Raw genomic sequence first — 11,904 nt, forward strand, 5'->3', positions numbered from 1 at the left:
GGGGCAAACCTGCTCGCGAAACAACGGCGCAGGCGGCCACTTTCTCACTGCTGTTCGATAGGGTGCAAGGTTAGCAAGCCGCCCCTGTACCTGCCCTGAACGCACGCTGAACCGCGGCCGCAGCAATTCGGCTAGGCTGTCCTGACCACTTTCGATAAGGAAACCGACCATGCGCCTGTTTTTCGCCCTCGCCCTGCTCGCTGCCAGCAGTCTGGCCCACGCCGCGATCAAGACTCAGGAAATTCCCTACCAGAGCGCCGATGGAACAAAACTGATCGGCTATTACGCCTACGACGACGCGATCAAGGGCAAGCGCCCGGGCGTGGTGGTGGTCCACGAATGGTGGGGCCTGAACGATTACGCCAAACGCCGCGCCCGCGATCTTGCCGAACTGGGTTACAGCGCGCTGGCGATCGACATGTACGGCGAAGGCAAAAACACCGAGCACCCGAAAGATGCGATGGCGTTCATGCAGGCCGCGACTCAGGACGCCGCTGCATCCAGCAAACGCTTCGAGGCCGGGTTGAACCTGCTCAAACAGCAGCCACAGACCGACGCGAACAAAATCGCCGCCATCGGTTATTGCTTCGGCGGTGGCGTGGTGCTTAACGCCGCGCGTCAGGGCGAACCGCTGGCGGGGGTGGTGAGTTTCCACGGTGCACTGGCGACCACCACGCCGGCCACTCCCGGCAGTGTGAAGGCGAAGATTCTGGTGGAGCATGGCGCGCTGGACAGCATGGTCACCGCCGACAATGTCAGCGCGTTCAAGGCGGAAATGGACAAGGCTGGCGCCGACTACAAGTTCGTCAGCCTCGACGGTGCCAAGCATGGTTTCACCAACCCCGACGCCGACCGCTTGAGCCACGGCGAACACGGTGGCCCGGATATCGGCTACAACAAGGCGGCCGATGAAAAATCCTGGGCGGACATGAAGGCGTTCTTCCAGAAAATCTTCAGCTGATCCACGCCTCCCCTGTAGGAGCTGCCGCAGGCTGCGATCTTTTGATCTTGTCTTTCTAAAAGCAAAATCAAAAGATCGCAGCCTTCGGCAGCTCCTACAGGTTCAGCGTAACCGCCAGATAGAGGTCTGGCTCTACCCAGCGCCCGCTTCAACCGGCAAAATGCCCGCCATGAATCCAGCCCCGCCCCTCCCCGCCTGCTGCACCCCGCTCGACGCCCACTGGCCGTTGCCCAACGTGTTGCCCGACACGGTCCTGCTCAGCACCCGCTTCGATCCGAAGCTATTGCTCGGCGATGACTTCCAGCGCAGCGCCGTCGAGCCGCCGCCGAGCATTCAGCGTTCGGTGGCCAAGCGTCAGGCCGAGTTTCTCGCCGGGCGGATCTGCGCCCGCGCCGCGCTGCAGCAGCTCGACGGCACAAGCGTGATCCCGGCGATTGGCGAAGACCGCGCACCGGTGTGGCCGGCGCACATCTGCGGCTCGATCACCCACAGCACCGGGCGTGCGGCGGCGATTGTCGCCAATAAACAGCACTGGCGTGGTCTAGGCATGGACCTGGAAAACCTGCTCGAGCATGACCGCGCCGAACGCCTCGCCGCCGAGATCCTGACCCCGGCGGAACTGCAGCGCATGGCCGCCGGCCCGCAGGAGCAATTGGCGCTGTGCGTGACCCTGACCTTTTCGGTGAAGGAAAGCCTGTTCAAGGCGCTGTACCCGATCGTGCAACAGCGCTTTTACTTCGAGCACGCCGAGGTGCTGGAGTGGTCGGCGCAGGGGCAGGTGCGACTGCGCCTGCTGACCGATCTGTCTGCCGAATGGCGTCATGGCACCGAGCTGGAGGCGCAGTTCGGGGTGCAGGATGGGCAGTTGTTGAGTCTGGTCAGTATTTCTGCCTGAAGATGTGTGCGGCCTGTCAGGACGCCTTCGCGAGCAAGCTCGCTCCCACATTTTGCACTGCACTCTCCTGTGGGAGCGGGCTTGCTCGCGAAGGCGCCGTTCCTGCCGGCACAAAACTCAACGGCGTTCCTGATTCCTCGGCCAGCTCAGACTGAAGCACGCCCCACCCAGACTCTTGCTCTTGTTGATCAGCGCCCGGCCGTCATGCCAGTGGATGATCCGCCGCACAATCGACAGGCCCAGACCATGCCCGCCCGAGGCGCGGGTGCGGCTGTCGTCCAGGCGCAGGAACGGCGTGAAGATGCGCTCCCAGGCCGACTCCGGCACACCCGGCCCGTCATCCTCGACATCGACCCGGCAGCGCAACTGCCCGACCTGATAACTCACGGTCACCTTCGAACGCGCATGACGCATCGCGTTGCTCACCAGATTCTGCAACGCACGGTGCAGGAAGCGCGGCTCAGCCTCGACCCAGGCGCCATCATTGTCCGCCGCAGACAGGCACATGCCGCGCTGCACCGTGACCTCGGCGCGCAACGGCGCCAGCTCGTCGATCACCTGATTGACCAGCGCATCGAGGTCGATGCGTTGAAAGGTCAGCGCCGGCGAACCCTGTTCCAGCCGCGCGTAGGTGAGCATTTCGTCCACCAGTTTATCGAGGTCCTCGATGTCGTGGTCCATGCCTTCGCGGTACTTTTCCAGCGCCTCGGGGGTGGTGGCCGAGCCGATCATCTCCAGTCCGAAACGCAGACGCGCCACCGGAGTACGCAATTCATGAGACACCGCGCGCACCAGTTCGCGCTGGATCGCCAACAACTGCTGCAAGTGCTCGGCCATGCCGTTGAACGCCGCAGCCAGGCGCCCGACCGAGTCGGCGCCGCGCGCCGGCACCCGGGTTTCCAGACTGCCTTTGGCGATGCGCGTGGCTGCGGCTTCGAGACCGCGCAAACGTCGTTCGAGCTGGCGCACCAGCAGATAAACGATCAGCCCGATCAGGCTCAAGCCGAGGGCAGCAATCAGCACCAGCCATTGCGGCGGATACGGGTTCATCTGATACAGCGGGCCGATCTCCAGCACCCACGGCGTTCCGACCATCCCGGCAAACACCCGGATCGAGTCACCACCCTTGCCCAGCGCCATCACCGTATCGCCCTCGGACACCCGACGGCTCTGGTCTTCGTCCATGTCGGCCTCGCTCACCGTGACCAGCCGCAGATCGAAACCGAAACCCTTGTCTTCCTTTATCTGCGCCAGCCTCTTGGGCTGTTCGCCGACCGGAAAGCGCACCAGTTCATCGGCCAGCAGATAAATAGTCGCCCGCGCCAACTGCTCGCTGATCTGCTGCACGTCGCCGGTGAGCACCAGCTGTTCTTTGTCACTGACCAGCCGATAGACCCGCGCCGCATGCGGCCCGGTCTGCTCCACCAGCGCCTGACCGCGCTGCACCCGGGCACGCTGGGACAGATCCAGACCGGTCTCGCTAAACGTTTTCAGCGCCAGCGGAATGCCCAGCAAGCGCTCCCACACCAACAGCGCCCGATGGCGCTCGGTCTGGTTCATCGGTTGCAGGTTGTCGGCCATCAGCGAAAACGTGCCGTGGGCCAGGCGCTCGCGGTATTGCTCGCTGCGTACCTGGTTGAGCAGGTGCAGCGCCAGCACGCCCAGCACCGCCACCAGAATCAGCGCCGCGCACATGCCGCCGTAGATGCGCAGGAAGATCGAGTTCACAGGGTCAGATCCACGCAAGCTTCCGGGACGAACAGATAACCTTTGCTGCGGATGGTCTTGATCAGGCGCGGGTGGTCGGGGTCGTCGCCGATTTTCGGGCGGATACGCGAGATGCGCACATCGATCGAACGGTCCTGACCGTCATAGCCGATGCCGCGCAACGCGGTGAAGATCTCTTCGCGGGAGAGGATCCGCCCGGCGTTCGACACCAGCAGCCAGAGCAGATCGAATTCGGCGCTGGTCAGTTCGATGCCGCTGCCGCTGAGCCAGGCTTCGCGCAAGGCGTTGTCCACCAGCAGCGGGCCGAACTGCAGGCGCCGGCTTTTCTCCGCGACAGGCTCGGCAGGTTCACTGCGGCGCAGCAAGGCCTGGATCCTGGCCAATAACAGCCGTGGACGCACGGGTTTGCACACGTAATCGTCGGCGCCGAGGTCGAGGCCCTGGATCTGATCGGCATCGTCGGTGCGGGCGGTGAGCATCAGGATCGGCCCGTCATAGCGGTCGCGGACCTTGCGGCAGATGCTCAGGCCGTCTTCACCGGGCAACATCAGGTCGAGAATCACCAGATCCGGCTGCTCGCGGATGATCCGCGCCGCCGCCAGCGCACCGTTGCCTTCAATCTCCACGCGCAATCCATTGGCTTGCAGGTACTCGCGGGTGAGTTCGGCCAGACGCTGGTCGTCCTCGACTATCAATACCTGCCAGGCTTCTTGCTCCACCGGTGACCTCTGCTTGTCATTGTTATAGATGCATTGCTTCCTGTAGGAGCTGCCGCAGGCTGCGATCTTTTGATCTTGCTTTTTAAAATCAAAAGATCGCAGCCTGCGGCAGCTCCTACAGGGGCACGCGGTCGTCTGAAAATCCTTGATCCTCCGGTGTTTCTGTCATCTTTCGGGAGGATAAATGTGGGTGAACAGCGCTCGATTGTATAAACGGCGTACCGCCAGAAAACAAGTCGGCAAATGCGTTCGGACAAGGCGGTTTTTTGTGATAGGGTTCGCGCCCTTAAAAATCCGCTGAAGCGTTTTTCTTGCATGAAAAACAGTGACCAACGGTCTAGGTCAGCAGGGTCGCGGCCTACACGGGAATTCCTGCTTTCTTACACAATTTACGCACAGGTTTATCCACAGCTAGTACGTTGCAAGCCCCCTCGAAACGCATTATCTTGTAGCACGGCGCGAGGCGAGACCCTACATATAGGGTTTTCCACCTAAAAGCCCAACCACATTTCAGACCTGAAACTCAAGTGCTTTATTGCCGGTTTCCGGTTGAACCAAGCAAGTTTTTCAAAGCCCAAACCGCGCTTGCGGATGGCACCGTTTTTTCCGGTCGGAAACGACCGTAACGGTACGGGTGTTGCAATCGTTACTGTGACCCTGGAAGGAATCCGGCTCGAGCTCAGGCTCGCAGCCAAAAACTTCGGCAAGGATGCGGCGTCATTAGCCTTTTTCCTACTGGTCCGAAGTGGTTATGCCCGACGCCCGTCGGTTGTAGTGCTTCGGACCAGAACGGTGAGCACCATGATGGTGCCCAAACAAACATAGAGAATGTGGAGATCACCCCCCATGCAAACCGACACAACTCGCGAGAACCCGCAGGGCACCTTGCCGCAGGCCGCCGATTCGAATTCGGATCTGGCTGCTACCGCGCCTGGTCAACTGCGCGTGATCAAGCGTAATGGCACTGTCGTTCCTTACACCGATGACAAGATCACCGTCGCTATCACCAAAGCGTTTCTCGCAGTTGAGGGCGGCACCGCTGCCGCTTCGTCGCGAATCCACGACACCGTTGCGCGCCTGACCGAACAGGTCACCGCGACCTTCAAGCGTCGCATGCCATCGGGCGGCACCATCCACATCGAAGAAATCCAGGACCAGGTCGAACTGGCCCTGATGCGTGCCGGCGAGCAGAAAGTCGCTCGCGACTACGTGATCTACCGTGATGCCCGTTCGAAAGAGCGCGCGGCCCACGCCCCGGTCGAAACCACTGTCGACGCTCACCCGTCGATCCGCATCACCCGCGCCGACGGCAGCCTCGCGCCGCTGGACATGGGCCGTCTGAACACCATCGTCAGTGAGGCCTGCGAAGGCCTGGCTGAAGTCGATGGCGAGCTGATCCAGCGCGAAACCCTGAAGAACCTGTACGACGGCGTCGCGCTGAACGACGTCAACACCGCTCTGGTGATGACCGCGCGTACTCTGGTCGAGCGTGAGCCGAACTACTCGTTCGTTACCGCCCGCCTGCTGATGGACACCCTGCGCGCCGAAGGCCTGGGCTTCCTCGGTGTGGCCGAGAGCGCCACTCACCACGAGATGGCCGACCTGTACGCCAAGGCACTGCCGGCTTACATCGCCAAAGGTATCGAGTTCGAACTGCTGAACCCTGTGCTGGCCTCCTTCGACCTGGAAAAACTGGGCAAGGCGATCAACCACGAGCGCGATCAGCAATTCACCTACCTCGGCCTGCAGACCCTGTACGACCGTTACTTCATCCACAAGGATGGCGTGCGCTTCGAACTGCCGCAGATCTTCTTCATGCGCGTGGCCATGGGCCTGGCGATCGAAGAGAAGCAGAAAGAAGACCGTGCGATCGAGTTCTACAATCTGCTGTCCTCGTTCGACTACATGGCGTCGACCCCGACCCTGTTCAACGCCGGCACCCTGCGTCCACAGCTGTCGAGCTGCTACCTGACCACCGTTCCGGATGACCTGTCGGGCATCTACCACGCGATCCACGACAACGCCATGCTGTCGAAATTCGCCGGTGGCCTGGGCAACGACTGGACTCCGGTGCGTGCGCTGGGCTCGTACATCAAGGGCACCAACGGCAAATCGCAAGGCGTCGTGCCATTCCTCAAAGTGGTGAACGACACCGCTGTGGCCGTCAACCAGGGTGGCAAGCGCAAAGGCGCTGTGTGTGCCTACCTGGAAACCTGGCACATGGACATCGAAGAGTTCATCGAGCTGCGCAAGAACACCGGTGATGACCGTCGTCGTACCCACGACATGAACACCGCCAACTGGATCCCTGACCTGTTCATGAAGCGCGTCTTCGATGACGGCAAGTGGACCCTGTTCTCGCCATCCGAAGTCCCGGACCTGCACGACCTGACCGGTAAGGCCTTCGAAGAGCGCTACGAGTACTACGAAGCCCTGACCGAGTACCCGGGCAAGGTCAAGCTGTTCAAGACCATCCAGGCCAAAGACCTGTGGCGCAAAATGCTCTCCATGCTGTTCGAAACCGGCCACCCGTGGCTGACGTTCAAAGATCCGTGCAACCTGCGCAGCCCGCAGCAGCACGTCGGCGTGGTCCACAGCTCGAACCTGTGCACCGAGATCACCTTGAACACCAACAAGGACGAGATCGCCGTTTGCAACCTGGGCTCGATCAACCTGCCGAACCACATCGTGGATGGCAAGCTGGACACCGCCAAGCTGCAACGCACCGTGAACACCGCCGTGCGCATGCTCGACAACGTGATCGACATCAACTACTACTCGGTGCCGCAAGCGAAGAACTCCAACTTCAAGCACCGTCCGGTCGGTCTGGGCATCATGGGCTTCCAGGACGCTCTGTACCTGCAGCACATCCCTTACGGTTCCGACGCTGCCGTCGAGTTCGCCGACAAGTCGATGGAAGCGGTCAGCTACTACGCAATCCAGGCGTCCTGCGACCTGGCCGATGAGCGCGGCGCTTACGACACGTTCCAGGGTTCGCTGTGGTCCAAAGGCATCCTGCCGCTGGATTCGCAACAGATCCTGATCGAGGCCCGTGGCGCCAAGTACATCGATGTGAACCTGGAAGAAACCCTGGACTGGGCACCGGTTCGCGCCCGTGTGCAGAAAGGCATTCGTAACTCCAACATCATGGCCATCGCACCGACCGCGACCATCGCCAACATCACCGGCGTCTCGCAGTCGATCGAACCGACCTACCAGAACCTGTATGTGAAATCGAACCTGTCGGGCGAATTCACCGTGATCAACCCGTACCTGGTTCGCGACCTCAAGGCTCGCGGCCTGTGGGACTCGGTGATGATCAACGACCTGAAGTACTACGACGGTTCGGTTCAGCAGATCGAGCGCATCCCGCAAGAACTCAAAGAGCTCTACGCGACCGCGTTCGAAGTGGACACCAAGTGGATCGTTGACGCCGCCAGCCGTCGTCAGAAGTGGATCGACCAGGCCCAGTCGCTGAACCTGTACATCGCCGGCGCCTCGGGCAAGAAACTCGACGTGACCTACCGCATGGCCTGGTACCGTGGTCTGAAAACCACCTACTACCTCCGTGCCTTGGCCGCGACCAGCACCGAGAAGTCGACCATCAACACCGGCAAGCTGAACGCTGTTTCCGCTGGCGGCAACCACGGCGACGATTCGGTTCTGGCAGCTCCGGCAGGTCCGGCGCCAGTGCCAAAGGCTTGCGCGATCGACGAGCCGGATTGCGAAGCTTGCCAATAAGCTGAGCTGAATCAGGCGTTGCGAGACGCCTGATCCGAGAAACCCCCGACAGACTTCTGGTGTGTCGGGGGTTTTCTTTTGTCTGCCATTTTTCTGTAGGAGCTGCCGCAGGCAGCTCCTACAGGGGTTGGGTGTGTTCAGCTGGAAATTGGTCAGTTGGCAGGCCGCCTTCGCGAGCAGGCTCGCTCCCACAAGATCAAGATCAAAAGATCGCAGCCTTCGGCAGCTCCTACACAGGATGAGCGTTAGCTCGGCTGCAGCTCTTGATCTTGATCCACCCGCACCGTCGGCAGGCTGAGTGGAGGGATTTATCCGGGGGTGGGAGCGCAGCGACCGTGCGGCGCAGCCGCACACATCGAGAGGAGGTGCAGCGAAGCAAACCGTAGACGATGCCCCCGGATGAATCCCGGAGCGAAGGAACCCGAGCCACGGCGAGGGCCGAACGTTGGGGCAAGCGTTTTTTTGCTTACTTTTTTTAGGCGTTTGTAAAAAAAGTGAGTCGCCGTAAGGGCGAAACCGCCAGCCGCCACACCCGAAGCAACGGATATCCCCCCAATCAAACCAGCCACCACCAAACCGCCACCCACAAAAAAGCCCCTCAAACGAGGGGCTCCCTTGCACAATCAGCAACCAGAATCAGGTCATCTGAATGATGGTCTGCATAATGGTGCTCTGCGTCGAAATGGTCTTGGCGTTCGCCTGATAGTTGCTCTGCCCCTTGATCAGGTCCACCAGCTCGTTGGTCAGGTTGACGTTGGACTCTTCCAGCGAGTTGGACTGAATCGAACCCAGGGTCCCGGTTTCCGGAGCGTCATAACCCGGGATACCCGAAGCGAACGTCTCCTTCCAGCTGGTGCCACCTACCGCTTGCAGACCTTGTTCGTTAGTGAAGCTGGCCAGCGCAACCTGGCCGATGGCCTTGCTCTGGTTGTTGCTGAAGTTGGCGAACAGGGTACCGGTACCGTCGATGGTCAGGTTGGTGATCTGGCCAGTGGCGTAGCCGTCCTGAGTCGGGATCGAACGGGCGGTGTCGGCGTTGTACTGGGTGGTCTTTGCCATCGAAATGGTAATGCCGGCCGGGTTTGCCGCAGCGCCATTGGGCTTGAACACGCCATTGACTACGTTACCCGGCACCCAGCCGGCGAGTTTCAGATCGCTGCTGATCACCGGGCCTGGCAGGGTGCTGACCTGGGTCAGCTTGCCAGCGGAGTCAAAGGTCATGGTAGACGGGGTCGGCGCGGTAAGCTTGGGATCGCTACCGGTAGCGTCCGGGTTACGACCGTCGACCAGGGTGTAGACCTTCCAGGTGTTGGCACCGGTCTTGACCACGTACTGATCCATCGGGTGCATGTTGCCCTGGCTGTCATAGATCGGCGTGCTGAACGACTTGGTGTAGGTCGCGAGGTTGGCCGGGTCGAATTTGCCGGCAGGCACCGTGTCATCGATCACTGCCGCGGTCGAATCCAGGTTGATCGTCGACGTCACCAGCGAAGTGGATTTCGGCGCCAGATTGGACGTGTCGATCTTCAGATCAGTCAACACGCCATTGAGGATCTTGCCGTTGGCATCCACACCATAGCCTTGCAGACGCGAGGTGTAATCGGTGTTGGTGATGAAGCCGTTGTTGTCGACCTTGAAGGTACCGGCACGGGTATAAGTCACCGAACCGTTGTTGCTCATGGTGAAGAAACCCGAGCCGTTGATGCCCATGTCCAGCACGTTACCGGTGTTGTTGATGTCACCCTGGGTGAACTGCTGGGACACGTTGGCCAGGCGCACACCGTTGCCGATAACCTTGCTGCCGCTACCAAGGCGCGTGGCCGAGTAGACGTCTTCGAATTCTGCACGGGACGATTTGAAACCGGTGGTCGCCACGTTGGCGATGTTGTTGCCGGTCACGTCCAGTTGTTTGTTGGCTGCATAGAGACCGCTAAGGCCGATATTGAAAGACATATTCCACTCCTTTGTGCCGGTTAGTCGGCTCTATATACCAATGGTTTGTACTTTGGACAGGGCGACGGTGCCCTTGCCGGACAGGTTGAGCATCAGCTCGCCACCGGTCTGGCTGATGGTCACGCTGTTGACCGTGGCTGGCAGATAGGTCGCCAGGTCGGTCGAGGTGCCATTGATCGAAGCGTTGGCCTTGACCGTGTAGGTACCGGCCTTGACCAGGTTGCCGTCCTTGTCCTTGCCGTCCCAGGTGAAGCTCGCATTGCCTGCAGCGCGACTGCCCAGATCAATAGTGCGCACCGCGGTGCCGCTGCTGTCGGTGATGGTGACAGTGCCGCCGGGAATCGACGTCGGAACGGTGACCGAACCGGTCATGCCTTTGCTTGGATCGTCCATCTGCACACTGTTGGTCTGCACGATCACGTTGCGGCCCACCAGCGACGACGCCTGCAGTGCCTGCGACGAGTTGTAATTGCCGGCCAGCGAGCTGACGGTGGTGTTGAGGGTGGTGATGCCCTCAAGGCTGCTGAACTGCGCCAACTGCGCGACGAAGGCGCTGTTGTCCTGCGGATCGAGCGGGTTCTGGTTCTTCAGCTGGGTAACCAGCAGCTGCAGAAACGCGTCCTTGCCCAGCGCTTTGCCGCCGGTGGCGCTGTTGGTCGCCGACGCAATGCCCCCGGTGGTCGTACTGCTCGTCTTCTTCGAGGAGTTCGCCAGGATGTCATTCATGCTCAGGCTGCTGGTGGAATCGGAAACACTCATGGCAGTCGCCCCTTATTACTGACCGAGGGTCAGTACCTTCTGCATCATGGTTTTGGCGGTGTTCATCATTTCCGCGTTGGTCTGGAACGAACGGCTCGCGGAAATCATGTCAGCCATTTCTTCCACCACGTTGACGTTCGGGTAGTAGACGTAACCCTTGGCGTCGGCCGCCGGATGGTTCGGCTCGTAACGCGCTTCGAGGTTGCTCTGGTCTTCGACCACACCGAGCACCTGCACGCCCTGCCCGGCGGCGTCCTGGCTCTGGAACAGCGAGTTGCTGCCGCTGTTCTGGCCACCCTGGAACATGGTGGCGAACACCGGGTGACGGGCGCGGTAGGTCTGGTCGATGCTCGACGAAACGGTTTCGGCGTTGGCGATGTTCGAAGCCACGGTGTTCAGACGCGTGGTTTGTGCGCTCATGCCGCTGCCGGCAATGTTGAAAACGCTGGACAGGGACATTGATTACTCTCCGCGCAGGGCTGACACCAGCCCTTTGAATTTGCTGTTGAGCAGGGTGAAGCTGGCCTGAAAGCCGACCGCGTTTTCCGCGTAGTTCGACTGTTCAAGCTGAGCGTCCACGGTGTTCTGGTCGATCGAAGGCTGCATCGGCGTGCGATACATCAGCGACTCGTCGCCATTGCCCAGACCTTCAGCTTCGATGTGACGGCTGTTGGTCATGTTGAGGGCGATGGTGCCGTTGGCGTTCTTCTGGGTCTGTGCTTCAAGCACTTTGGAGAAGTCCAGATCCCGAGCCTTGTAGTTCGGGGTATCGGCGTTGGCGATGTTGTTGGCCAGCACTTCGGCGCGCTGGGCGCGGAAGCCCAATGCCTTTTCGTGAATGCCGAGCGCTTTGTCGAAGCTGATGCTCATGTCGGGAACCTTCGGGTGACCGGTTTTTCGTACGTGAGCTTTAGCAAGCGCCGTGCCAAACAGAAAAAGCCCCGTAAACCGGGGCTTTGCCGGATGCGGCCGCTGCGGCAATGCCAGAAAAGCGGCAACCGCTTTCCGCTGACTGCCGCTTTTCTGCCGCCTGACCCGCACCAATCCCTGTAGGAGCTGCCGCAGGCTGCGATCTTTTGATTTTGTTTTTCAAGATCAAGATCAAGATCAAGATCAAGATCAAGATCAAGATCAAGATCAAGATCAAG

General features: G+C 60.5%; 10 protein-coding genes. 3 read left to right on the top strand and 7 right to left on the bottom strand.

Features of this window, described 5'->3' with window-relative positions:
* The first annotated feature begins 169 nt into the window (after nucleotides 1-169).
* Together ACXR0M_RS25715 and ACXR0M_RS25720 are read left to right on the top strand one after the other, a co-directional pair.
* The gene (locus ACXR0M_RS25715; protein ID WP_458834431.1) at nucleotides 170-961 is read left to right on the top strand and encodes a dienelactone hydrolase family protein; all 792 of its coding nucleotides are present in this window, start codon (nucleotides 170-172) and stop codon (nucleotides 959-961) included.
* A gap of 169 nt (nucleotides 962-1,130) precedes the next feature.
* Nucleotides 1,131-1,856 carry a 4'-phosphopantetheinyl transferase family protein gene (locus tag ACXR0M_RS25720; RefSeq protein WP_458834432.1) on the top strand — a complete coding sequence of 242 codons (726 nt, stop codon included), beginning with the start codon at nucleotides 1,131-1,133 and terminating at the stop codon, nucleotides 1,854-1,856.
* 117 nt (nucleotides 1,857-1,973) lie between these two features.
* Here ACXR0M_RS25720 and ACXR0M_RS25725 read toward each other — a convergent pair whose 3' ends face one another.
* The gene (locus ACXR0M_RS25725; RefSeq protein WP_458834433.1) at nucleotides 1,974-3,584 is read right to left on the bottom strand and encodes an ATP-binding protein; all 1,611 of its coding nucleotides are present in this window, start codon (nucleotides 3,582-3,584) and stop codon (nucleotides 1,974-1,976) included.
* A complete protein-coding gene (locus ACXR0M_RS25730) occupies nucleotides 3,581-4,303 on the bottom strand; it encodes a response regulator (RefSeq protein WP_458834434.1) in 723 nt (240 codons plus the stop codon). Before ACXR0M_RS25730 ends, ACXR0M_RS25725 begins: the two co-directional genes overlap by 4 nt.
* Nucleotides 4,304-5,149: 846 nt before the next feature.
* On the opposite strand from ACXR0M_RS25730, the gene ACXR0M_RS25735 reads away from it, so the two are divergent.
* Nucleotides 5,150-8,044, top strand: coding sequence for a ribonucleoside-diphosphate reductase subunit alpha (locus tag ACXR0M_RS25735; protein ID WP_458834435.1), 2,895 nt, complete (start codon nucleotides 5,150-5,152; stop codon nucleotides 8,042-8,044).
* A gap of 636 nt (nucleotides 8,045-8,680) precedes the next feature.
* On the opposite strand, the gene flgE is transcribed toward ACXR0M_RS25735, so the two are convergent.
* From flgE to ACXR0M_RS25760, 5 genes are all read right to left on the bottom strand, one after another.
* Complete coding sequence (flgE, locus tag ACXR0M_RS25740) at nucleotides 8,681-9,997, bottom strand: flagellar hook protein FlgE (RefSeq protein WP_458834436.1); 1,317 nt, start codon at nucleotides 9,995-9,997, stop codon at nucleotides 8,681-8,683.
* Between the two features lie 30 nt (nucleotides 9,998-10,027).
* Nucleotides 10,028-10,756 carry a flagellar hook assembly protein FlgD gene (flgD, locus tag ACXR0M_RS25745; RefSeq protein ID WP_458834437.1) on the bottom strand — a complete coding sequence of 243 codons (729 nt, stop codon included), beginning with the start codon at nucleotides 10,754-10,756 and terminating at the stop codon, nucleotides 10,028-10,030.
* 15 nt (nucleotides 10,757-10,771) lie between these two features.
* Nucleotides 10,772-11,215: a flagellar basal body rod protein FlgC gene (flgC, locus tag ACXR0M_RS25750; RefSeq protein ID WP_003227217.1), complete on the bottom strand. Its 444-nt coding sequence runs from the start codon at nucleotides 11,213-11,215 to the stop codon at nucleotides 10,772-10,774.
* Between the two features lie 3 nt (nucleotides 11,216-11,218).
* A complete protein-coding gene (gene flgB / locus ACXR0M_RS25755; protein WP_007917581.1) occupies nucleotides 11,219-11,626 on the bottom strand; it encodes a flagellar basal body rod protein FlgB in 408 nt (135 codons plus the stop codon).
* A partial coding sequence (locus ACXR0M_RS25760; protein ID WP_458834439.1) for a hypothetical protein occupies nucleotides 11,623-11,904 on the bottom strand: 282 nt, incomplete at its 5' end. The genes flgB and ACXR0M_RS25760, both read right to left, overlap by 4 nt.

This window comes from Pseudomonas sp. Eth.TT006 (genome assembly GCF_054456575.1).